General features: G+C 67.7%; 21 protein-coding genes. 14 read left to right on the plus strand and 7 right to left on the minus strand.

Going from position 1 to position 20,889, the window contains the following annotated elements; translation table 11 throughout:
- Positions 1 to 166: 166 nt before the first annotated feature.
- Positions 167 to 1,108: a beta-ketoacyl-[acyl-carrier-protein] synthase family protein gene (locus JK358_RS07460; protein WP_201945047.1), complete on the minus strand. Its 942-nt coding sequence runs from the start codon at positions 1,106 to 1,108 to the stop codon at positions 167 to 169.
- A 4-nt stretch (positions 1,109 to 1,112) separates the two neighbouring features.
- A complete protein-coding gene (locus JK358_RS07465; RefSeq protein WP_201945048.1) occupies positions 1,113 to 2,159 on the minus strand; it encodes a 3-oxoacyl-ACP synthase III family protein in 1,047 nt (348 codons plus the stop codon).
- Positions 2,160 to 2,624: 465 nt separating this feature from the next.
- Here JK358_RS07465 and JK358_RS07470 point away from each other — a divergent pair, with 465 nt between their 5' ends.
- The 3 genes from JK358_RS07470 to JK358_RS07480 all read left to right on the plus strand — a co-directional run bounded on the left by JK358_RS07470 (position 2,625) and on the right by JK358_RS07480 (position 6,308).
- Positions 2,625 to 4,298, plus strand: a complete 1,674-nt coding sequence (locus JK358_RS07470; RefSeq protein WP_201945049.1) for a fatty acid CoA ligase family protein — start codon at positions 2,625 to 2,627, stop codon at positions 4,296 to 4,298.
- A complete protein-coding gene (locus tag JK358_RS07475; protein ID WP_201945050.1) occupies positions 4,295 to 5,329 on the plus strand; it encodes an NAD-dependent epimerase/dehydratase family protein in 1,035 nt (344 codons plus the stop codon). Before JK358_RS07470 ends, JK358_RS07475 begins: the two co-directional genes overlap by 4 nt.
- 148 nt (positions 5,330 to 5,477) lie before the next feature.
- A complete protein-coding gene (locus tag JK358_RS07480) occupies positions 5,478 to 6,308 on the plus strand; it encodes an alpha/beta fold hydrolase (RefSeq protein WP_201945051.1) in 831 nt (276 codons plus the stop codon).
- A gap of 43 nt (positions 6,309 to 6,351) precedes the next feature.
- Here JK358_RS07480 and JK358_RS07485 read toward each other — a convergent pair whose 3' ends face one another.
- Positions 6,352 to 7,311 carry an AraC family transcriptional regulator gene (locus JK358_RS07485; protein ID WP_201945052.1) on the minus strand — a complete coding sequence of 320 codons (960 nt, stop codon included), beginning with the start codon at positions 7,309 to 7,311 and terminating at the stop codon, positions 6,352 to 6,354.
- Positions 7,312 to 7,629: 318 nt separating this feature from the next.
- Between JK358_RS07485 and JK358_RS07490 the strand changes: the two genes are divergently transcribed.
- Together JK358_RS07490 and JK358_RS07495 are read left to right on the plus strand one after the other, a co-directional pair.
- Positions 7,630 to 7,809 (plus strand): hypothetical protein, encoded by a 180-nt coding sequence (locus JK358_RS07490; protein WP_201945053.1) that lies wholly within the window; start codon positions 7,630 to 7,632, stop codon positions 7,807 to 7,809.
- Positions 7,810 to 7,819: 10 nt separating this feature from the next.
- The gene (locus JK358_RS07495) at positions 7,820 to 8,635 is read left to right on the plus strand and encodes an SDR family oxidoreductase (RefSeq protein ID WP_201945054.1); all 816 of its coding nucleotides are present in this window, start codon (positions 7,820 to 7,822) and stop codon (positions 8,633 to 8,635) included.
- Here the strand turns inward: JK358_RS07495 and JK358_RS07500 are convergent.
- Both JK358_RS07500 and JK358_RS07505 read right to left on the minus strand, forming a co-directional pair.
- A complete protein-coding gene (locus JK358_RS07500) occupies positions 8,632 to 9,276 on the minus strand; it encodes a TetR/AcrR family transcriptional regulator (protein WP_201945055.1) in 645 nt (214 codons plus the stop codon). The two genes, JK358_RS07495 and JK358_RS07500, sit on opposite strands and share 4 nt — an antisense overlap.
- Positions 9,269 to 9,871 carry a TetR/AcrR family transcriptional regulator gene (locus JK358_RS07505; protein WP_201945056.1) on the minus strand — a complete coding sequence of 201 codons (603 nt, stop codon included), beginning with the start codon at positions 9,869 to 9,871 and terminating at the stop codon, positions 9,269 to 9,271. Before JK358_RS07505 ends, JK358_RS07500 begins: the two co-directional genes overlap by 8 nt.
- Positions 9,872 to 10,254: 383 nt before the next feature.
- On the opposite strand from JK358_RS07505, the gene JK358_RS07510 reads away from it, so the two are divergent.
- From JK358_RS07510 to JK358_RS07550, 9 genes are read left to right on the plus strand one after another with little or no spacing between them, the layout of a single operon-like run.
- The gene (locus tag JK358_RS07510) at positions 10,255 to 11,097 is read left to right on the plus strand and encodes an MlaE family ABC transporter permease (protein ID WP_201945057.1); all 843 of its coding nucleotides are present in this window, start codon (positions 10,255 to 10,257) and stop codon (positions 11,095 to 11,097) included.
- Positions 11,097 to 11,963 carry an ABC transporter permease gene (locus tag JK358_RS07515; protein ID WP_201945058.1) on the plus strand — a complete coding sequence of 289 codons (867 nt, stop codon included), beginning with the start codon at positions 11,097 to 11,099 and terminating at the stop codon, positions 11,961 to 11,963. Before JK358_RS07510 ends, JK358_RS07515 begins: the two co-directional genes overlap by 1 nt.
- A 27-nt stretch (positions 11,964 to 11,990) precedes the next feature.
- A complete protein-coding gene (locus JK358_RS07520) occupies positions 11,991 to 13,010 on the plus strand; it encodes an MlaD family protein (RefSeq protein WP_201945059.1) in 1,020 nt (339 codons plus the stop codon).
- Positions 13,007 to 14,029, plus strand: a complete 1,023-nt coding sequence (locus tag JK358_RS07525; RefSeq protein ID WP_201945060.1) for an MlaD family protein — start codon at positions 13,007 to 13,009, stop codon at positions 14,027 to 14,029. The genes JK358_RS07520 and JK358_RS07525 overlap by 4 nt, the downstream gene beginning before the upstream one ends.
- Complete coding sequence (locus JK358_RS07530; protein ID WP_201945061.1) at positions 14,017 to 15,003, plus strand: MlaD family protein; 987 nt, start codon at positions 14,017 to 14,019, stop codon at positions 15,001 to 15,003. The genes JK358_RS07525 and JK358_RS07530 overlap by 13 nt, the downstream gene beginning before the upstream one ends.
- A gap of 1 nt (position 15,004) precedes the next feature.
- Positions 15,005 to 16,105: an MlaD family protein gene (locus JK358_RS07535; RefSeq protein ID WP_201945062.1), complete on the plus strand. Its 1,101-nt coding sequence runs from the start codon at positions 15,005 to 15,007 to the stop codon at positions 16,103 to 16,105.
- Positions 16,102 to 17,166, plus strand: coding sequence for an MlaD family protein (locus JK358_RS07540; RefSeq protein ID WP_201945063.1), 1,065 nt, complete (start codon positions 16,102 to 16,104; stop codon positions 17,164 to 17,166). The genes JK358_RS07535 and JK358_RS07540 overlap by 4 nt, the downstream gene beginning before the upstream one ends.
- Positions 17,163 to 18,137, plus strand: coding sequence for an MlaD family protein (locus JK358_RS07545; protein ID WP_201945064.1), 975 nt, complete (start codon positions 17,163 to 17,165; stop codon positions 18,135 to 18,137). The genes JK358_RS07540 and JK358_RS07545 overlap by 4 nt, the downstream gene beginning before the upstream one ends.
- A gap of 21 nt (positions 18,138 to 18,158) precedes the next feature.
- Positions 18,159 to 18,791 carry a hypothetical protein gene (locus JK358_RS07550; protein ID WP_201945065.1) on the plus strand — a complete coding sequence of 211 codons (633 nt, stop codon included), beginning with the start codon at positions 18,159 to 18,161 and terminating at the stop codon, positions 18,789 to 18,791.
- Positions 18,792 to 18,800: 9 nt separating this feature from the next.
- Here JK358_RS07550 and JK358_RS07555 read toward each other — a convergent pair whose 3' ends face one another.
- Together JK358_RS07555 and JK358_RS07560 are read right to left on the minus strand one after the other, a co-directional pair.
- Entirely contained in the window at positions 18,801 to 19,949 is a 1,149-nt protein-coding gene (locus JK358_RS07555; RefSeq protein WP_201945066.1) for an acyl-CoA dehydrogenase family protein, read from the minus strand.
- Positions 19,950 to 20,000: 51 nt separating this feature from the next.
- On the minus strand, positions 20,001 to 20,855 hold the full coding sequence (locus tag JK358_RS07560) for a purine-nucleoside phosphorylase (protein WP_307817361.1): 855 nt from the start codon (positions 20,853 to 20,855) through the stop codon (positions 20,001 to 20,003).
- Positions 20,856 to 20,889: the final 34 nt, after the last annotated feature.

A 20,889-nucleotide genomic window follows, 5' to 3' on the forward strand; every position in this document is an offset into this window, starting at 1 on the left:
CGGCGGAGCCCGACTGAAGGGAGGGCACGGAGAACTCGTTGTGCTGGGCGGCATCATTGCAGCGGTGGACGCCCGTCGGCGTCCGGATCAGCCGGGTCACAGGGTCTTCCAGCGGCCGCCGGCGTCCGCCCACACCAGCCGACGGCGACCGTCCGGTTGAATTACCTTACACTCCAATATGTTTGACGCGCAGCGCGGAAGCGGCCGCGGAGCGCTCCAACGCACGCGGGCGATAGACCACGCACGCGGCCGAACCGTCGTCCGCGCCCACGAACACCACGGCCCCGGCCTGCGCCAACTGTCCCTCGGCGGCCGCGTTCACGTACGCGTGCACCGGGGCCGCCGTATAGGGGTCTCCCACCGCGGGATCGACCCCGGCCACCGAGATGGACGGCACGCCGAGCCGGTAGGCGAGCCGCTCCCGGAATCCGGGCACCGGCGCGGGGGCGAGCAGTACGGCCCGGCCGGTGGCGAAATCGGTGCCGTCGATCCTCTCCTCGTCGAGAGCGGACCGCACCACGGTCTCGGCCGCCGCGAGCGGATCCCCCTCGCCGCCGCGCACGGTGAGGGCGTTGCGCCCGTCGGTACCCGCCCCGATGAGGTCCGCCCATCCGGTCGGCCGCGCGGTGTCGGCGGTGCCGAGCGTGTGCAGACCACCGAATCCGCCTGCCTCGGTGTCGGATCGCAGCAGTAGCGCCGCACCGGTCGGCGTGTAGGGGAAGTCCGCACGATCACGCTGAGTGGAGGGATGCGCGTCCCCCGCGAGCACCAGCACGTACTCCAGATCCCGTGCGGCGATGAAGGATTGCGCGACGGTGAGTGCCTGCAGCACGCCCGTCCCACCGTTCAGCAGGTCGAAGGAGAAGGCCGGCACCCGCCCGGTCTCGTATTCCAGCCCCACTTCCAGTCGCTTCTGCAGCAGTGCCGCGACGGCCGGTTCGGCGATATTGCTGTCCCGGTACACCCCGGCGTTGATCACCAGCCCGACCCGTTCGGGCGCGACCTCGGCCTGCTCCAGTGCCGCCCGCCCGGCCCGCGTGGCCAGTTCGAAGTAGCTGCCGGTGTCGGCGTCGGTGGTGACGGCCGCGGAAACGATTGCGGTGCTCATACTTTCAGGCCTCCAATCGGGAAACGGTCGCGGCGAGATGTCCGGAGACGACCCCGGACGCCTCGGGCACCAGCAGCACCTTGGAGCCCTTGGGAATTCGCTGCTGAGCCAGGCTCTCGTGCAGGACCAGGAAGTGCGAGGTGGAGGCGGTGTTGCCGTACTCGTCGTAGGCGTTGAGCTGCTGCGGCATCGGGGTGTTGAAGTGCCGCTCGGTGAGCTGGCTGATGTAGTCGATGGCCGGGCCGCTGAACTGGTGGTGCACCCAGTAGTCGTACTTCTCGCTCTCCCAGCTGCGCCCGTGCTCCGACAGATAGTCGGACATGCGCGAAATCCCCTGCAGGAAGCGCGCTTCGGAGGCCAGCGCCCGGTTGTCGGTGTACATGGCGATGCCGGTGGTCTTCTCACTCGGCATGCCGATGCAGTGTTCCGCGCCGGCGGAGGTGGTCATGAGTTCGATGTAGTGGATCTCGTCGTTGTCGTCGCCCTGATCGTCGACGACGACGGCCACCGCGGCGTCTCCGACGGTGAGCGCGGCGAACTGCGGGTCGTAGGGCTGGCTGATCTCCCGTGCGGCGGTTTCGGCGATGGGCGTGATCTGCTCACCGCTGACCACCAGTCCGCGCCGCACCACTCCGGCCTTGATCAGCCGGTCCAGCACCAGCACACCGGTGATCATTCCGGCGCAGGCGTTGGACAGGTCGAAGTGCAGCGCCTTGTCCGCGCCGAGGGCGTTGCGCAGGGTGAGTGCGAAGGACGGCGCGTAGCTGTACTGCCCGGCGCCGTGGAACCGGGTGATGGACACCGAGATCACCGCGTCCAGATCCTCTGCGCGGTAATCGGAATGCTCCAGGCAGTCGTCGATCGCTTTGCGGGCTAGCTCGAACGACGATTCATAATGATCCGGATCGGAATTGTAGACGCGCCGATTCTTGATTCCGGTGATGCGTTCGAGATCCAATGCTCTCGGCACGGAAAGACTGCCGATCACATCCTCGGTGGAGCGGACTGTGCTGGGTGTGTACGCACCAATCGATTCGAAGCGTGTACGCATGGCCCCCTACTCTCTGGACTTATTGCCGAGTTCGGTCGAATTCTGGTGCGGCGAATGGCAATCGGAGATTTCACGATGCCGGCGCCGTCGTTACCCAGTAGCACCGATGCCGATTCGAACGTTAGCAGTACTCATTGGTAGCCGGAGGCCACACATGCCCCACCATCCACTGTGGTAACACGGACATTTCACAGTTCACCGGACTGAACTCCCAGGTAGACAGTAATATTCGCAGACCGGTTGCGGATTGCATCCTAGGGGTGTCGTTAGGGGTGGCGGCGAAACACGTTGCGGTACCGCGAGACACACCAAACCGATTGCCTGACAACGTATTACCGTCACGCTCTCGCGGTAGCGAACGTGCGAAGCGTGCGGTAACCTCGCCGTACTGCGTATCGAATTCCGCCACAATTCCGTTAATCGCAGTCCGAATTCCCATGCGCTCGAATTCATCGAGGTGATGTCTTGACCACCGCAATCTACTGGCGCGCGCTAGACCGATTCAGCGCCGTCGTCGCCGACCATCCCGATCGGGAGGCGGTGATCTATCCGGCCGGCCGGACCGCCGCGGGCCTGCCGGAGTACCGGCAGCTCAGCTACGCCGAACTCGACGAATGGTCGGACGCCATCGCGGAGAAGGCGCTCGAATCCGGAATCACCCCGGGATTGCGCACGATCGTGCTGGTGCGGCCGGGGCCGGAGCTGTACGCGGTGCTGTACGGGCTGTTCAAGATCGGCGCGGTGCCGGTGGTGATCGATCCCGGCATGGGGTTGTTCAAGATGCTGCGGTGCCTGCAGGCCGCCGACGCCGGCGCGTTCATCGGAGTGCCGGAGGCCCAGGGCGTTCGGATCGTGTTCCGCGCCTACTTCCGCAAGGTCAAGGTGGCGATCACGGTGGGCGGGCCGTCGTTCTGGCCCGGCCCTACCCTGGAGGGCTGGGGCCGCAAACCCGTTGCGCCCCTGCCGGATCGAACCCCCGCGCCGGATACCGATCCGCTGCTCATCGCCTACACCACCGGCAGCACCGGCCCGGCCAAGGCGGTCGTGCTCACACACGGCAATCTGGCCGCCATGATCGATCAGGTGGACGCGGCGCGCGAACACGTCCCGCCGGGCACCTCGCTGATCACCGCCGCGGTGGCCGGGATTCTGGAGCTGCTGCTCGGATCCCGCTGTGTCCTACCGCCGTTGATCCCCTCCAAGGTCGGCGCGACCGATCCCGCGCATGTGGTGGACGCCGTCGCGCGGTTCGGCGTGCGCACCATGTTCGCCTCCCCCGCCGTGCTGATTCCGCTGCTGCGGCACGTGGAAGAGCATGGGGCGCAGCTGGAGACACTGCAGAGCATCTACTCCGGCGGTGCGCCCGTCCCGGATTGGTGCATCGAGCAATTGCGCAAGGTGCTGCCCGAGGATGCCAAGGTGTATTCGGGCTACGGGGCCACCGAGGCGCTGCCCATGGCCACCATCGAATCGCGGGAACTGCTGAGCGGTCTGGTGGCCGAGGCGCATCGCGGGCACGGCGTCTGTGTGGGCAGGCCCGCCAAGGATGTGCGGGCGCGCATTGTCGCCATCACCGAGGACGCCCTGCCCACCTGGGCCGATGCCGAAGCGCGGGCCGCCGAACTGGCGAAGTCGCGCGGTATCGGGGAGCTGGTGGTGGCGGGCCCGAATGTGAGCACCCGCTACTTCTGGCCGGAGCAGGCCAACCGCTCCGGCAAGATCGTGGACGGCGAGACGGTCTGGCATCGCACCGGCGATCTCGCCTGGATAGACGACGAGGGCCGAATCCGCTTCTGCGGCCGCAAGAGTCAGCATGTGGTCACCGCCGACGGCCCGATGTTCACGGTGCAGGTCGAGCAGGTGTTCAATACCGTCCCGGGGGTCGCGCGCACCGCCCTGGTCGGCATCGGCGAACGTGGCGGGCAGCGTCCGGTGCTGTGCGTCGAACTCGAATCCGGCGCCGATCGCGGCGCCGTCGAGACCCGATTGCGGGAGCGCCGTGCGGAATTCGAGGTCAGCGAGCCGGTGACCGGATTCCTGTTCCACCCCGGATTCCCGGTCGACATCCGGCACAACGCCAAGATCGGCCGCGAGAAGCTGGCGGTCTGGGCGGCCAAGCAACTGCAGGAGGCACAGTGAGGGCATTGGTGACGGGGGCCTCCGGCTTCCTGGGCGGCGCGCTGACGCGGCGGCTCGTGCGCGACGGCGAGTACGACGTCTCGATCCTGGTGCGCGGCAGCAGCAATCTGCGTGACCTGCTCCCGGTGATCGACGACATCCAGCTGGTCACCGGCGATCTCGCCGACGGCGCATCCCTGGAGAAGGCCGTCGCGGGCGTGGACGTCGTATTCCACAGTGCCGCACGGGTGGACGAGCGCGGTTCGCGCGAGCAGTTCTGGCAGGAGAACGTGAACGCCACCGCCCGCCTGCTGGCCGCGGCGCGGGCCGGGGGCGCGAGCCGGTTCGTGTTCATCTCCAGCCCGAGCGCGCTCATGGACCGCGACGGCGGCGATCAACTGGATATCGACGAGTCGGTGCCGTATCCGCGCCGCTACCTCAACCACTACTGCGAGACCAAGGCCGCGGCCGAACGCCTTGTGCTCCAGGCGAATGCGATCGGTTTCACCACCACCGCGCTGCGCCCGCGCGCGATCTGGGGCGCGGGTGACCGCTCCGGCCCGATCGTGCGGCTGCTCGACCGCGCCGCGGCGGGCACGCTGCCGGATCTGTCGGCGGGCCGGGACGTGTACGCGTCGCTGTGTCATGTGGAGAACATCGTCGAGGCCTGCGTCAAGGCCGCTGCCTCCGAGAATGTCGGCGGCAGGCCGTATTTCATCGCCGATGCCGAGCGCACGAACGTCTGGCCGTTCCTGTCCCGGGTGGCCGCCGATCTCGGCTATGCGCCGCCGCGCCGCAAGGTCGATCCGCGGTTGGTCGGGTTGCTCGTCGAGATCATCGAAACACTCAGGCGCGCACCGTATATCGCCGCCCGCTGGACGCCGCCGCTGTCGCGCTACTCGGTGGCGGTCATGACACGGTCGGGCACCTACGACACCGCCGCGGCCGCGCGCGACTTCGGTTACGCGCCGGTCGTCGACCGCGACACCGGGATGGCCGAATTGAAGACCTGGCTGAAATCCGGGGCGGTGAGTTCCGGAATAGCCCACTGACCAGCCATCGGGCGCTCCCACCGTAACTTGTGTTACGCCGGGTACCGGCTAGTATGGGTTGCAGTACCGTGCGCAGGGTATGTCGTCATCGACTCCCCTACCACGGAAGATGCAGCGCAGCACCGCTACTCAATGAGGAGAGCGCCCGATGCCGGTGTTCGATTTTCACGGCGTATCAGTCACCTACGACCACGCCGGCTCCGGGGACCCCGTCGTCTTCCTGCACAATATCGGCGGCGACCGCCGCATCTGGCGCAACCAGTTCACCGCTCTCGCGGCCACGAACAGCGTGTATGCCCTGGATCTGTTCGGTTACGGCGACTCCGACACCCCGAATTCCGGCTACACCGTCGACAACTACGTCGGCCTGGTCTCGGAGTTCCTGGAAGCGCACAATCTGACCGATGTCACCCTGGTCGGCAACTGCTTCGGCAGTGCGCTCTCGCTGCTCTACACCCGGCGCAAGGCCCAGCGCGTCCGCGCCCTGGTGCTGTGCAGCCCGCTGACGGCCGCCACCGTGCGCCCCACGCCCACCGGCTGGACCCAGCGCGCCGCCCGTCACCTGCAGGTCGACGGCGTTCTCGGCCGCACCCGCATCCCCCGGCTGGCCGCCGACTGGGTCGTCAACGAACAGCTCGGCCCGCGCGGTCGCGCGCTGTCCCCGGAGACGTTCGACATCTTCCGCACCCGCTGGGCCGAACCCCGCCGCCTGCTCCCCCCGGCCGCCATCGCCCGCGATCTGCACCGCCTCGGCGAACTCGACACCTTCCAGCCCGATCCCGGCTTCCCGCCCGTCACGGTCATCTGGGGCGCGAAGAACCGCATCCTGTCGGCCGCCGCGGGCGCGCGCCTCAACACCACGCTGCGCCCGGCGCGTTCGATCCTGCTGCCCGACTGCGGCCATCTGCTCATGCTGGAGGATCCGGACACCGTCACCTCCGCGATCCGGTCCGCCACGAGAACCGCTCTCGCCAGCTGAGCGCGCAGGTCGGCCCGCCGCGCGGCGAGTTCGGGAACGGTGGCTACACCAGTTCCGGCGTGCGCGCCCGTCTCGAGCGGTATTCCTGTGGCGGACAACCCTTCCAGCGCCGGAAGGCCCGGATGAACGAGGCCGCCTCGGCGTATCCGAGGCGGGACGCCACCTGTTCGGTGGTCATGGCGGTGTGGTCGAGCAGTTCCTCCGACAGCAACTGCCTGACCTCGTCCAGCAGTGCGCGGAAGGAGGTGCCCTCCTCGTGCAGGCGGCGCGACAGCGTGCGCGGACTCATGAACAGCTCCGCCGCCACCGCCGCCTGATCCGGGATCTCGGCCGGATTGCGGACCAGCAGATCTCGCACGGTGCCCGAAACCCCGGTGCGCGCATGGCGTTTCGCGAGCAGATCGCGGCACAGCTGTTCGCAGGTGCTGCGCGCCCATTCGTTGGCCTGCGGCAGCGGGAGGTCGAGGTAGGCGGCGTCGAAGACGATTTCGTTGGCGGGGGCGTCGAATTCGGGTTCCACCCCGAACATGGCGCGGTGCCGGGCGGTGTCGGCGGGACGTGGATGCCGGAATCGGATGTGCAGCACCGGAACCCCCGCGGAGAACAGTTCCCGGCCGATCATCTGGGTGCCGGTCATGACCCGCTCGGCGAGGAAGGCGCGCGCGTCGCGGGGCACCTCGCGATCCTCGTAGCGCAGGCGCGCGTGCCCGCCGGATTCGTCGAAGCTCAGCTGCCCGAACACGAACGCGAGTTCGACGTAGCGCAGCGCCACCCCGACGGCGTCGCGCAGCGTGCGACTGCTGAGCAGCGCCAAACCCAGTGGCCCGTAGAGCGAGACGTGATAGCGGCTGCCCGCCTCCACCCCCAGTCCGGGTTCGGTCCCGAATGCGGCGAGCAGTGTGCGGATGACCGTCAGCTCCTGGCGCGCGGTGGTCTCCGTGCTCGGCGAGATGACGGATTCCGGATGCAGCCCTGTCCCAGCCAGACAGGCCGAAGCACTCATTCCGCGCTCCTCGGCCAACTGCGTCAAGATGTGCACGCTGGAGGTGTTCCTCAGCAGATCCCAGTCGAACATGTACCCATGACCCTTACAAACGCCTGTCCGATGCCCCCGTGGTCTGGCGAAACATATCAACTCCGGGACCGTTTCGGGGCCGAAAATCCCGTCTGGGTCAGATAAGTCGACCGCGCCTCGACACTACCGCGAAACTCCGAGAAAACGCGACACGAATCGTCACGTAACGAAAGCTGTAGCAAGACACGATGGATCACACACCCGTGCCGCCCGGGTCGGGTTCGAGTGATCGAGGATTTCAGCACCATGAGCACACCGGTTGTTCTGCTCGCGATCGTCCTGGCCGCGGCGGCATTCGGTCTAGGGGTGTGGCTCGGCGTGCGGTCGGTCACCGATCAGCCGCCGCTGCCCGGTGAGTATCCGGAGGCGCAGATCACCGAGCGCAAGCGGCAGGGCTCCTGGTGGCATCCGGTGCGCGCCCGCTAGCGTTGGCCGCATGAGCAGCACTTCGACCCGGACCGTGGTGGTCACCGGCGCATCGTCGGGTATCGGCAGGGCCGCCGCGGCGGCGTTCGCGGCACGCGGCCACAAGGTGATCGGCACCAGCCGCAATCCCGAGACGATCCCCGACGCCGACCGGCTGCCCGGTATCGAGTACCGAGCCCTGGACCTCACCGACCGCGAGTCGGTCACCCGCTTCGTGAACGAACTCGGCGCGGTCGACGTGCTCGTCAACAATGCCGGCGAGAGTCAGGCCGGGCCGCTGGCCGAACTGCCGGGCGACGCCATCGAAAGACTGTTCCAGCTCAATGTTTTCGGAGCCGTGGCACTCACGCAGGCGGTGCTGCCGGGTATGCGCGAGCGCGGGTACGGGCGCGTGATCATGATCGGATCCATGCTGGGCAGCTTCCCCATGCCGTACCGGTCCTCCTACGTGGCGACCAAGGCGGCGCTGCGCGAGTTCGCGACCGCTGCCCGATTCGAGGAGTCGCCGTTCGGCGTCTGGCTGACCACGGTCGAACCGGGCCAGATCGACACCGGATTGCGCGAGCGGCGCACCAAGTACCTGGACGAGGGTTCGCCGCACACAACGGATTTCACCAAGTTCATGGAGGTTCTGGACGACAAGCAGGCCAAAGGCATTACGCCGGAACGGGTTGCGGAAACCATCGTGGCGGCCGCGGCGGCGGGTCGCCCCAAGCCGCTGTACGCGGTGGGCAGCAACGCGCCGGTGCTGTTCGCGGTGCGACGGCTGTTGCCGCGCTCGGTGATGGAGCGAATCATCGCCGCCGCGTACGGACTTCGCCGCTAGAACGCCTCGGGGGCGTCGCTCAGCAGGGGCATGATCAGGGCGAGGACACGCTCGGAGTCGTAGCGCTCCGGGTCGTCCAGCACCAGCCGGGCCAGGGTCTGGATCACGCCCTGCAGCAGTTGCACCAGGACATCCGGATCCACCTGCGCGGCATCGGCGGGCCGGTCGGCCAGCCAGTCGGAGAACAGGCGGCGCATGGGGGTACGCAGTTCGTCGCGGGCCCGGCCGACCCGCTCGCGTAGTAGCGGCGGCACCCCGTCGATCGGGAAGTAGACCAGCCGCCAGGTGGCGGGCATGGCGCGCACCTCGGCCAGGAACCGACCCAGCCCGACCGAAACCGCCTGCACCACAGTGGTTTCAGCGGTGATCGCGGCGACCGAGCGGGCGACGGCGGCGTGCATGCGCGTCGTCTCCCGGTCGATCAGCTCACGCAGCACATCGTCGCGACTGCCGAACAGGTCGTAGACCACCGGCCGGGTGACATCGCTGCGTTCGGCGACGGCGGCGATGGACACGGCGGTGAAACCGCTCTCGGCCACGATGCCCAGGGCCGCGTCCAGGAGTTGCTCCCGGCGTTCGACGGGTGAAAGCCGTTTGGCATAGCGCCTTTTGGGGGCGCCGCTGCGCACGATCCTAGGCACCGGCGGGCCCTTCCGCGATGCCGAAATGCGCGGCGGTGCGCCGCACCATCCAGCGCAGCGTGCTCGACACCTGGGCGCGATCCACACTCGGATCGTGCACCAGCAGCCGCGCCGCGGTCTCGCTGACGCTGATCACGCCGTGGCTGAGCAGTTCGGTGTCGATGCGCTGTTCGCCACGCACGGAAAGCATTCCGAGCAGCAGATGGGTCTGCTGCCGGATGCCCTCGCGACCGCGTTCGATGCGCTCGTAGGTGGCCGGTGGCATGCCGTCGCCGCGCATGAACACCAGCCGCCAGGTCTCCGGCGCGGAGGCCACCAGATCGAGGAAGACGTCCACCGCGCGTTCCGCGACGGCCACGGGATCGTCGTCGGGCGTGAGTTCGGGTGTGGCGTCGACCGACATGGCCAGCACCCGCTCCGCCTCGCGCTCGAGCAGGGCCTCGAACAGTTCGTCGCGATCGGCGAATTCGGCGTACAGCGCCGGGCGGGTGATCCCGGCCGCGCGGGCGATGGCGTGCATGCTCGCACCGGCGTACCCGTCGCGCACGATGAGGCCCCGCGCGGCGTCGAGAATCCGCTCCCGTCGCTCGGACACCGCACTCCTTCTCCGATTCCAGCCGGGCCGCCGTCGGCGTCCGGTGCGGCCAGTGTACGCAGTGGCCTACGGCCGGTCGCGGCCCGCTCCGGGAATCGAATTGTGCTATATCCCAATCCGGTTCACCTCCGACCGCGGTCCGCTCGCAGTATTGCGTTCTCATTCTTACCCGTTGAATTCCTGTCGCCCGAACAGATTGCGAAATACGGCAATATGTCTGGGACGGTTCGGATAACCTCGATCATGTGCACCCCGCCCGGCGCATCCAATCCGGCCCACATGGCTCCGTTTCAAATTTACAGCGATGTTTTCACTATCCACCCGGGCCGGCTTCCGGTCCGATGTGCGCCGCGGCCAAGGGGTGAGCAAGGGAGGGAACAGCGATGCCCCAGTCGCCGCCCCCGCGGGGCGACACGGCCCTGCACATAGTCCGGAAGAACTTCTCCGACACCGCCCTGTCGAGCCTGCGCACCTTCGGGCGCACCGTCGAACTGGCGGTCGAATCCCTGCGCGGCACCGTCACCGATATCGCCTCCGGCCGCTTCCCCTGGCGCGAAATGCTGCACCAGGCCTGGTATCTCATCACCGTCACCGCCCTGCCCGCCATTCTCATGGCCGTGCCGTTCGGCGTCGTGGTCTCGGTGCAGGTGGGCAATCTGATCCATCAGATCGGCGCGGACTCGCTCATCGGCGCGGCCGGCGGACTGGGCGTCATCCAGCAGGGCGCGCCCATCGCCACCGGGCTGCTGCTAGGCGGCGCGGGAGCCTCGGCCATCGCCTCGGATCTCGGCGCGCGCACCGTGCGCGACGAGATCGACGCCCTGCGCGTCATGGGCATTTCGCCGGTGCACCGCCTGGTGATACCGCGCGTGGTCGCCATGGTGTTCGTCGCGCCGCTGCTGAATGTGCTCATCATCTTCGTCGGCATTGTCGCCGGATATGTGGTGGCCATCAGCGCGCAGAATGTGACGCCGGGAAGTTACTGGGCGACTTTCGGCGCGTTCACCGTCCTCGCGGATGTGTGGATTTCCCTCGCGAAAGCAATTCTTTTCGGATTCATCGTGGTGATCGTCGCCTGTCAGCGTGGACTGGAGGCGCGCGGCGGCCCGCGCGGCGTGGCCGACGGAGTGAACGCCGCGGTGGTGCTGTCGGTGGCGGCCATCATCGTGGTCAATCTGGTGATCACCCAGGTGGTCACCATGTTCCTGCCGATGCGGGTGGCGTGATGACGGCGACTCCCCACACGCCCCGGGGCCTCGGCTGGGCGGGCAAGCTGTATCGGCGCCGGGAAAAAGCACTCACACCGCTGGAGAACGCCGGATTCATGCTCGGCTTCACGGCGCTCGCACTGGGCGGAATTCCATTGGCGCTGCGCCGGTACCGCAATCAGACCATGCGCACCATCACCGATATGACCTGGGGGCGCGGGTCTTTCATCGTCGGCGGCGGCACCGTGCCCATGCTGGTGGTGCTGGGCGTCTCCATCGGCGCGGGGGTCGGAATCCAGTCCTACGCGGCGCTGGATCTGCTCGGGCTCGGCTCGGTGTCGGGGGTGGTGTCGGCCTTCGCCAACACGCGGGAACTCGCGCCCATCGCCGCGGCCGTCGGCTTCGCCGCGCAGGCCGGCTGCCGGATGACCGCGGAGATCGGCTCCATGCGCATCGCCGAGGAGATCGACGCCATCGAATCCTTCGGGCTGCGGTCGATCCCGTTCGTGGTCAGTACCCGGGTGATCGCCGGGGCCATCGCCATCGTGCCGACCTTCCTCATCGCCCTGATCCTGTCGTACCTGTCCTGCTCGGCGGTGATCGTGCTGCTGCACGGGCAGGCGGGCGGGGTCTACGACCACTACTTCTTCCAATTCACCAGCGGCTATGACGTTTTCGCGGCGGTGGTGAAGATCCTGGTGTTCGGCGTGGCGGTGATCCTGATCCACTGCTACTACGGGTTCTTCGCCTCCGGCGGGCCCGAGGGCGTGGGCATCGCCTCGGGGCGTGCGGTGCGGGCCAGTTTCGTCGCCATCGTCGGATTGGACATGGTGCTGACGCTGCTGCTGTGGGGCGTCAACTCCGCCATCGAGTTCCCGGGGTAGCCGATGCCGAACTATTCGATTCCCGGGGTGAATCTCAGCAGGCGCATCGCACTGGCGCTGGGGGTGGTCGCTGTGGTGCTGGCGGTGGTCGCGACCTGCTCGTGGACGGCGTTCACGGGCCGGGAACCGCCCGACCGCATCGGCATTCAGCTGCACACCGACCAGACCGGCGAGGGCATCGTGGCCGGAACCTCGGTGCGCTACGACGGGGTCGCCGTCGGGAAGATCACCGCGGTGGAGGCTGTCGGACAGGGGCGTCAGCTGCTCACCCTGGACCTCGACCGGTCCCAAACCGCCGGTCTCACCGACACTTTCACCGTCGACTACGCACCGGAGAACCTGTTCGGCATCAGCACCGTGGCGCTGCGCTCGTCCACCGGCGGCATGCCGCTGCGCGACGGGCAGGTGATCGACCTGGCGGGCCGCACCGAGGACGTCACCATGGGCGCGCTGCTGCGCACCCTCACCCAGGCCGCCACCGAGGTGCTCACGCCCAAACTGTCCGAGCTCATCACCCAGATCAATACCGATCTGCGGGCCTTCACGCCCATGCTGCAGGCGGTGATCAGCGTGAGTCGCGCCATCGCCGACACCCAGCGGTACCCGTCGTCGTTCCTGATCGCCGAATACGCCTCGTTCCTGGAGGGATTCGGCGAATTCACCTCCGCCACCTTCAAACTCTCGGCGGCGCTGCTGGATATCGAGATCTTCCAGACCGAACGCGAGCGGTACAACGTCTCGGTCGGCGTGATCCGCAACGGCGTCCTGCTGGGGGCGGCGGATCTGTTCAACATGCTCGACAAGCACCTGCACGGGCTGATTCCCGCACTCACGCCGACCGTGCAGGCCATCACCGGCACCCTGCCCGACCCCGCCCGCTCGCACGCCGAACTCACCGAGCTGCTCCAGCGGCTGGACCGGATCTTCGCCGACACTCCCGACGGACCGACGGTGAATGTCGAAGTGGCACTGCGGGGTATGCCCGGACTGGCGGTGCCGCTGCTCGGGCAGCAGGCGGTCACCGCACTCACCGGGGGGATGCCATGAAACAGGGATCGACCCGCGGCGTGATCGTGCGGCTGGTGCTGTTCACCGCGGCCATGGTGGCGCTGCTGCTCGTGGTGATCAGTGCCATCCTGCGGCCGGTGCGCGGTGAAACACGGGACTACCGGGCGGAATTCAGCGATGTGAGCGGACTGAAGAAGGGCGATGACGTCCGCATGTACGGGGTGCAGGTGGGCAAGGTCACCGGTATCGAACTCGACGGCTCCCGCGCGATCGTGACCTTCAGCCTGCAGCGGGACCGGCCGCTGTACGCCAGCAGCGGGCTGGCCATCCGCTACCAAACCCTCACCGGCCAGCGGTATGTCGATGTGCGCCAACCCGAGGAGCCCGGTGCGCCACTGCAGCCGGGATCAACGATTCCGGCCGAGAAGACCGTGCCGTCGTTCGACATCACGCAGTTGTTCAACGGATTACAGCCCGTGCTGCGGGAATTCTCGCCCGGTGCGCTCAACCAGTTCGCGGAGAGCGTGCTCGCCGTCATCGAGGGCAACGGCAGCGGAATCGGGCCCGCCCTGGACGCTTTCGAGAATCTGAGCCGCTACGTGTCCGACCGGCAGACCGTGCTGTCGGTGATCGTGGCGAACCTGCAGAACATCTCGGCACAGATCGGCGGCAAGTCACCACATCTGATCACGCTGCTGCGCGGGCTCGCCGATGTCTTCACCGCCTTCAGCATCGAACTGGATGGGCTGCTGGAGTTCTCCGATTCCGCGCCGACCGCACTGGGACCGCTCAACAGCCTGCTGAAAACCCTGGGCTTCACCGAGAAGACGAATCCGAATCTGGAAGAGGATCTGCGACTGCTGTTCCCGGATCAGCAGCAGGCGCTGGAGGTGCTGGACCGGCTACCGGGACTGCTGCAGGCGATGGCCAACCTGCTGCCGCCCGCCGATTCCACCAGCAATGCCATCGATCTCAGCTGTTCCAAGGGCGCCGCCGAGGTTCCGACCCCGATCGCTGTGCTCATCGCCGGTCAGAGGGTCTCGATATGCAAGAACTGAACGTATCCGCCCGCCGCGAACTGGGTTTCGGGCTCTTCGGCGCGATCGCGCTGACGGTGGTGCTGGTCGCGGCCGGGCTCATCTATGTGCTGCCGATCGGAAAGTCCACCTACACCGCCGATCTCAGCGAGGCACGGTCGGTGGATGTCGGCGACGAGGTGCGGATCGCGGGCATCGGTGTGGGCACCGTGAAATCGCTGACGCTGCTGCCCGATCGGGTGCGCATGACCTTCACGGTGCGCGACAATGTCACGCTGGGCGATCTCACCACCCTCGAGGTGCGGATGCTCACCGTGGTGGGCGGGCACTACGTCGCCGCCTTCCCGGCCGGAGACCGGCCACTGGGCGAGCAGATCATTCCCGCCGAGCGAGTACGCCTGCCCTACAGCCTGATTCGCACCCTGCAGGACGCCGCCGCGCCGATCGCGGAGGTGGACGGGGATAGGCTGCGCGCCAATTTCGCCGCGCTGCAGGAATCCCTGAGCGGGAGTCCGGACGCCCTGCGGCGCATGGGCAATGCGGTGGAAACGCTGGTCGGCATTCTCGACAGGCAGAACGCCGACATCTCGCGGGCGCTCACCGTCACCAATGAATATCTCACCGCGATCGACACCAATGTGTCGCTGCTCGGCGTCTTCGTGCGGAAGATCGGTGAGCTCGAAACCCGGGGCCTGGCCAAGAAAGCCGAGATCGCGGAGGCGCTGCTGGTGACCGCGCAGCTGCTGTCCCGCATCGCCGCCGTCGAACCGGCTTGGAAGGAGTCCCTCGAACCGCTCGCGGACAAGCTCGCCGAGGCGGTGCCGCAATTGGAGGACCTGGGACGGCGACTCGATCAGAGCCTCACCTGGCTGGGGGAACTGGCGACCCGGCTGCGGGCCGCGGTGACGCCGGAGGGCGGGGTGACCGTCGACCAGTCCGCGGTCACGCTCAGCGCCACGCAGGTATGCATCCCGCTCCCGGGAAGGGCGTGCTGAGATGAAACGCTTTCTGGGATCACAGGGATTCATCACCGCGGCCGGGGTGGCGGTGGTGGCACTGGTCACCGTCGCCGCGTACCTGATCGCCTTCGACCCGATGAAGAAGACGCTCGGCTACTGCGCGGTCATGCCCGATTCCATCGGCCTGTATCCCGGCAACGATGTCACCATGCTCGGACTGCCGGTCGGCACCGTCACAACCGTCACACCCGAGAACGGCAGGGTGCGTGTGGCTTTCGATGTCGACGCCGATCATCCGCTGCGCGGGCGGGTCATCGCCACCACGGTCTCGGACACCATTCTCGCCGACCGTGATCTGGAGGTGCTGGGCGACAACACATCCGACGTGCCGTGGGACCGGAACACCTGTATCACCGAGACATTCACGCCCAAGAGCATCAGCCAGACCCTGGAGGCCTTCTCCACCCTCGCCGACGAGCTCACCGGGCACGGCGATCCCGCCGAACAGGAGCGGCTGCGCACCAGCGTGGTGGTGTTCGACCAGGCCACCGTGGGCACCGGGCAGCGGCTCAACCAGCTCGTCAAGGATCTGGCCGAGGCCCTGAAGCAGCCCGACGCCGCCATCGGGAATCTGGGCTCGCTCATCGACGCGTTCGGTTCGATCGCGCAGAGCGTGGCCTACAACTGGGGCGATATCAAAACCGCGCTGACCCAGGCCCCGGAGGGCTTCGCCTTCGTGAATCAGATGTGGGACAGGGCCATTCAGATCGTGGACGCCCTGCTGGTGATCCTGCCCTGGTTCAACACCCTGTCGCACAAGTACGGCCGGCAGCTCCTCAACGGGCTCGACGCGCTCGTGCCGAAGCTGAAGCTGCTCTCCGCGCACATCGGCACGCTGAAGCAGGTGATCGAGATGATTCCGCCGATCGTCACCGCCTTCGAGGAATTCCTCGATCCGGCGACCGGGCAGGCGCGAATCACCTATGCGGCACCGCGAGTCGCGCTACCGCAGGACATCGCCGACCAGGTGTGCACGGTGGTGAACGCCGCGGCGCCGGGCCGGTGCCGGACCGCGGCGGACGGGCTGGCCACGGTGGACCTGATACCGCTGGTTCTCGGATTGGCAGGTGCGCAATGAGGTTTCGCGACAGCCGCGGGCGCGCGGGCACGGCGGCGGCCCTGGCGGCGGCCGCCCTGCTCCACACCGCGTGCGGATTCGATCCGGCGTCGATTCCGGTCCCGGGCGCGACCGTCGCCGGGCCGACCTACGAGATCCACGTCGAATTCGCCAACGCGCTCAATCTGCCCGCGCAGGCGAAGGTCATCGCCAATGGCGCGAAGGTCGGCAGCCTGAAGTCGGTGCGGGTGGTGGATCCGTCCGCGGCCGGTCCCGGGCGCATCGACGCGGTCCTGGAGATCTCCGACTCGGTGCGCCTGCCCGCCGCCACCACCGCCCAGCTGCGGCAGAACACGCTGCTCGGAGATGTGTTCATCGGGCTCAGCACACCGTCCGGGAATGTCTCCGACACCATCGCGCCCGGTGGGACCATCCCGCTGGCGCAGACCAAACCCGCACTGCAGGTGGAGGATCTGCTGGCCGGACTGTCCACCTTCATCGGAGGCGGTGCGCCACAGCGGATTCAGGACATCATCGACCAGGCCAACGCGGTCCTGCCGGCGCAACCCACCGAGACCGCGCGCATCGTGAACCAGCTCGGCGTGAATGTGGAGGATCTGGCGGCCAACCTCGCCACGGTGGACCGTTTCCTGGACGCCTTCCAGACCGATATGCAGGCCGTGCTGAACAATCCGAACGAGCTCGCGGCCCTGCTGAGTGAGCAGGGGGCACGCGATATTCCGGCCGATGTGCAATCGCTGGTGTACACGCTCGGCATCGTCGGCTCACTCGGGAAGATCGCGCGCTCGGTCGAATGGGCCGCGCCGCTGCTGGCGGCCACCGACGGGGCGGCGAAAGCGTTCGTGCCGTTGCTGTTCGCGCAGAATCCCCTGGACCTGGACGCGCCCTCCAACCTGAATCGGCTCGTCGCGCTGTTGCGGGACAAGATAATTCCGTTCGCGGAGCGCGGCATGAAGGTGAACATCACCGCTGTGACCGTCGGCGAGACCGGGACGGTGTCGCGGGACGAGCAGATCGACGCCGTCGTGCGCGCCCTGCGGATGATCGGAGTGGTCCGGTGAAGCCGAATACCCTGCTGTCACTGGCGAGTATCGTCACCATCCTCGTGGTCGGAAGCGCCTATCTCGCCTTCGGCATCGTGCGGGTGAACTGGTTCCGCGACGAGATCACCGCCACCATGCTGGTGCCGGAATCCGGTGGGCTGCTGCCCCGTTCGAAGGTCCTGCTCTCGGGGGTGGAGGTCGGGCAGATCACCGCGGTCGAGCATGTGCCCGCCGGGGTGCAGGTGCGGTTCCGGGTGCGCGAGGAGTATCCGATCCCCACCGCCAGCGCCGTGCGCATCGAGGGGCTGTCGGGGCTCGGTGAGGCCTATCTGGAATTCGAGCCGCCGTCGGGCGACGGGCCGTACCTGCGCGACGGGCAGGTGGTGCAGGCGGCGAGAATCAGTGCGCCGGTGTCGATTCCGGATATCGCGCGGACCACCACCGAGCTGTTGAAACAGCTCGATCCGGAGGCGCTGGCCTCCATCGTCGACACTTTCAGCACCGCCGTAGCCGGGACCGAGACGATCATTCCGCAGCTGTCGCGATCCACCGATCTGCTCGCCGCCACCCTGCTGGCCCGCACCGACGTGATCCGGCAGATGCTGATCGCATTGCAGGCCAATGCCACCGATATGGCCTGGTCCGGACCGGCGCTGACCGAGGCCTCCGCACCGTGGGCCACCTTCGGGCCGCGCGTCGTCGATGTGGCGGCCTCCATCGCGCGCGTCATTCGCGCGGGCAATGTGCCCGACTCGTTCGTCGAGGACACTCCCGGCGGGGAACTCGGGCTCGCGCCGATGCTGGTGGAGCTCACCCGGCGCGTCGATGCCATGGGACCCGAACTGTCGCCGCTCATCCCGGTGCTGCAACCCCTGCTCGACCTGGTGCCGCCGCTGGTGGGGCGGCTGGATCTGAGCAGCCTCCTCACCCAGGCCCTGCACGCCACCTCACCCGACGGCACGCTGCGGCTGCAGATCAACGTCAAATAGCCACCACGGACGGGAGCCATCATGAAGGTCGACCTCGACAAGACCGACGACGCTGCCGAGAACGACAGCGCGGGAAGCGAATCCGAGCCGAAGACCGAGCACCGCAAGCCCGGCGCCGCCCCGGCGGCCACCCGCACCATCGCGGTGTCGGTGTCCACGCTCGCCTGGTCGGCGGCGCTGGCCGTGGTGACCACACTCGCGATCGTGCTGGGCGTGCTGCTCATCCTGGCGCGCGGCGACCTGTCCGACCGGGACCGGACGGCCGCCGATATCGACCGCGCCGAACAGGTGGCCGGTGACTACGCCGTCGGCGCGGCCACCGTCAACTACGCCGACTTCGCCTCGTGGGTGGGACGTTTGAAGGCCAATACCGCCCCCGCGCTGGCCAACAAGTTCGACTCCACCGCGCCCAGCCTGCAGCAGATCCTGGACCCGCTGAAGTGGACCTCCACCGCCAGCCCCATCTCGGCCAAGGTCGAATCGGAGACCAACGGCGTTTACCAGGTGAATGTGTTCGTCAATGTCACCTCCACCAATGCGCAGAATCCGGAGGGCGGGCAGACCACGGTCACCTACCGTGTGACCGTGGACCGCAATGCCGACTGGAAGATCACCGATGTCGGCGGCATGGACGGTGCGCTGCCGCTCAAATGAGCGGACCGTTCACGTGAGTTTCAGGTCCCTGCCGATGATTTCGCGCATGATCTCCGAGGTGCCGCCGTAAACCCGGGTGACGCGGGCGTCGGCGGCGGCGCGGGCGATCGGGTACTCCCGCATGTAGCCGTTACCGCCGAACAGCTGCTGGCAGCGGTCCAGACAGCGGAATTCCATTTCCGAGGCCCACAGTTTCGCCTTCGCGGCGTCGGCGGCGGTAAGCCGACCGGCATTCAGCTCGAGGACGCACTTGTCGATGAACGCCTCGGCCACCGACACTTCGGTCGCCACATCGGCGAGGGTGAACCTGGTGTTCTGGAAGCCGCCGATGGGCTGGCCGAAAGCCTCACGGCCACCGGCGTATTCGATGGTCCAGCGCAAACCGGCCCGCGCCCGCGCCAGGCACGCCACCGCGATCTGCATCCGCTCCTGCGGCAGGTTCCGCATCAGGTATTCGAAGCCCCGCCCCACCTCACCGAGCACATTGTCCTTGGGCACAACGACATCCGTGAAGCTCAGCTCCGCCGTGTCCTGGGAGTGCAGCCCCAGCTTGTCGAGATTGCGGCCACGGTCGAAGCCGGGCATCCCGCGCTCGATCACCAGCAGGGTGAGCCCCCGATGCCGCTCCGGCGAGGTCCGCACCGCCGTGATGACCAGATCGGCGTTGATGCCGTTGGTGATGAACGTCTTCGCGCCGTTCACCACGAAGTGATCACCCATATCCACTGCGGCCGTGCGCAATCCGGCGACATCGGATCCGGCGCCCGGTTCGGTCATCCCGATCGCCGCGATGGCGGTGCCCGCCACGAACCCCGGCAGCCAGCGCTCGCGCTGCTCCGCGGTGGTCAGCCGCACCAGGTACGGCGTGCAGATATCGTTGTGCAGCGCGAAATTCAGGCCGACCCCCGCGCAGTCCGCCTCCATGAACTCCTCGATGAGCGCCTGGTTGAACCGGAAGTCGGCCGTCCCCAGCCCGCCGTACTGCTGCGGTACCGCGAATCCGAGCAGACCCAGCTCCCCCGCCCGCGCGAACACCTGGCGCGGCACGATCCCCGCGGCCTCCCAGTCGAGGTAGTGCGGGGCGACCTCCTTGCGCACGAACCCGCGCGCGAGCTCCGCGAAAGCCAGGTGATCGTCGTCGTAATGGCTGCGTTCCATGGGTTCATGGTCCGGGACCGGCGTGGCCCGGACCAGAGAACAACGGCCAAGTCAGCGCTCGGGCGGGTTCTTCAGCAGATCCATGGCGACCTCGCGGCCGAGGGTGTACTGATTGTCGAGCGCCAGTTGGAAACCCGCCGTGGAGTGATCGAGATGATCGAGCACGGACTGCCCCGGCCACGGCTGGTCGAAATTGCTGAGGGTGCGCAGCGACAGGTAGCGGTGCAGGTAGCCGTGCGCGTTCAGGGCGGCGGCGGTGGCGTTGTCCTCCATCTGGGTGGAGCAGTAGACGCCCTGGCCCTTGGTGCGCACCTCCATGATGTAGCGGGCGGTGTCCGAGAGGTTCTTGCCGGAGAAGAAGTCGTCGCCGGTCATGGTGTCGCACTTGGCGACTCCCGGGGTGCGGCCCTGCTGGCCCGGGTACATGGCGCGCTCGGCGGCGGCCTCGGGGCTGTCGGCCAGCTTCACCTCGCGGGTGAGGTTGTAGGCGCGGTCCACCAGGCCCTCGTCGAGGTGGTAGGCGGCGGTGTTGTAGTCCTCGACCGGGCGGAAGCCGAAGGGGACGCCGGGGGCTTCGGCGGGGTCGAGGTGATTGCCGAGATCGAAGTCGACCACCCAGCGCGCCCAGGCCGCACCGCCGAGGGTGCCCTGGTCCGGGGGCGTGCCCGCGATGCCCGCGGTGAGGAACCACGAGTGCGAGAAGTCGAGTTTGTCGCTGCCGAGCACGGCCATCATGGTGGTGGCCGCATTGGCTTTGCCCTGCCCGGTTTCGGCCACGCACAACCGGTCGGCATTGCAGTGCACCGGCGCGAACGCGCCCGGGACCTCCACCGTGGTGGTGAACCGCTCGTTCTTCAGCCACACCTCGTGCTCGGGATCGAACATGGTGATGACCAGCACCCCCACCTCGATACGGTCCGCATCGCCCGAGGAATCGGCG

This window comes from Nocardia acididurans, from assembly GCF_016741815.1.
Lineage (GTDB): Bacteria > Actinomycetota > Actinomycetes > Mycobacteriales > Mycobacteriaceae > Nocardia > Nocardia acididurans.

What these genes read in the sequence shown, in the direction of transcription:
- JK358_RS07535 (WP_201945062.1), top strand. Translation starts at nt 15,005, where the DNA reads ATGAAACGCTTTCTGGGATCACAGGGATTCATCACCGCGGCCGGGGTG.
- JK358_RS07540 (WP_201945063.1), top strand. Translation starts at nt 16,102, where the DNA reads ATGAGGTTTCGCGACAGCCGCGGGCGCGCGGGCACGGCGGCGGCCCTG.
- JK358_RS07460 (WP_201945047.1), bottom strand. Translation starts at nt 1,108, where the DNA reads ATGAGCACCGCAATCGTTTCCGCGGCCGTCACCACCGACGCCGACACC.
- JK358_RS07490 (WP_201945053.1), top strand. Translation starts at nt 7,630, where the DNA reads ATGAGCACACCGGTTGTTCTGCTCGCGATCGTCCTGGCCGCGGCGGCA.
- JK358_RS07515 (WP_201945058.1), top strand. Translation starts at nt 11,097, where the DNA reads ATGACGGCGACTCCCCACACGCCCCGGGGCCTCGGCTGGGCGGGCAAG.
- JK358_RS07485 (WP_201945052.1), bottom strand. Translation starts at nt 7,311, where the DNA reads ATGAGTGCTTCGGCCTGTCTGGCTGGGACAGGGCTGCATCCGGAATCC.
- JK358_RS07525 (WP_201945060.1), top strand. Translation starts at nt 13,007, where the DNA reads ATGAAACAGGGATCGACCCGCGGCGTGATCGTGCGGCTGGTGCTGTTC.
- JK358_RS07530 (WP_201945061.1), top strand. Translation starts at nt 14,017, where the DNA reads ATGCAAGAACTGAACGTATCCGCCCGCCGCGAACTGGGTTTCGGGCTC.
- JK358_RS07480 (WP_201945051.1), top strand. Translation starts at nt 5,478, where the DNA reads ATGCCGGTGTTCGATTTTCACGGCGTATCAGTCACCTACGACCACGCC.
- JK358_RS07555 (WP_201945066.1), bottom strand. Translation starts at nt 19,949, where the DNA reads ATGGAACGCAGCCATTACGACGACGATCACCTGGCTTTCGCGGAGCTC.
- JK358_RS07495 (WP_201945054.1), top strand. Translation starts at nt 7,820, where the DNA reads ATGAGCAGCACTTCGACCCGGACCGTGGTGGTCACCGGCGCATCGTCG.
- JK358_RS07550 (WP_201945065.1), top strand. Translation starts at nt 18,159, where the DNA reads ATGAAGGTCGACCTCGACAAGACCGACGACGCTGCCGAGAACGACAGC.
- JK358_RS07465 (WP_201945048.1), bottom strand. Translation starts at nt 2,159, where the DNA reads ATGCGTACACGCTTCGAATCGATTGGTGCGTACACACCCAGCACAGTC.
- JK358_RS07510 (WP_201945057.1), top strand. Translation starts at nt 10,255, where the DNA reads ATGCCCCAGTCGCCGCCCCCGCGGGGCGACACGGCCCTGCACATAGTC.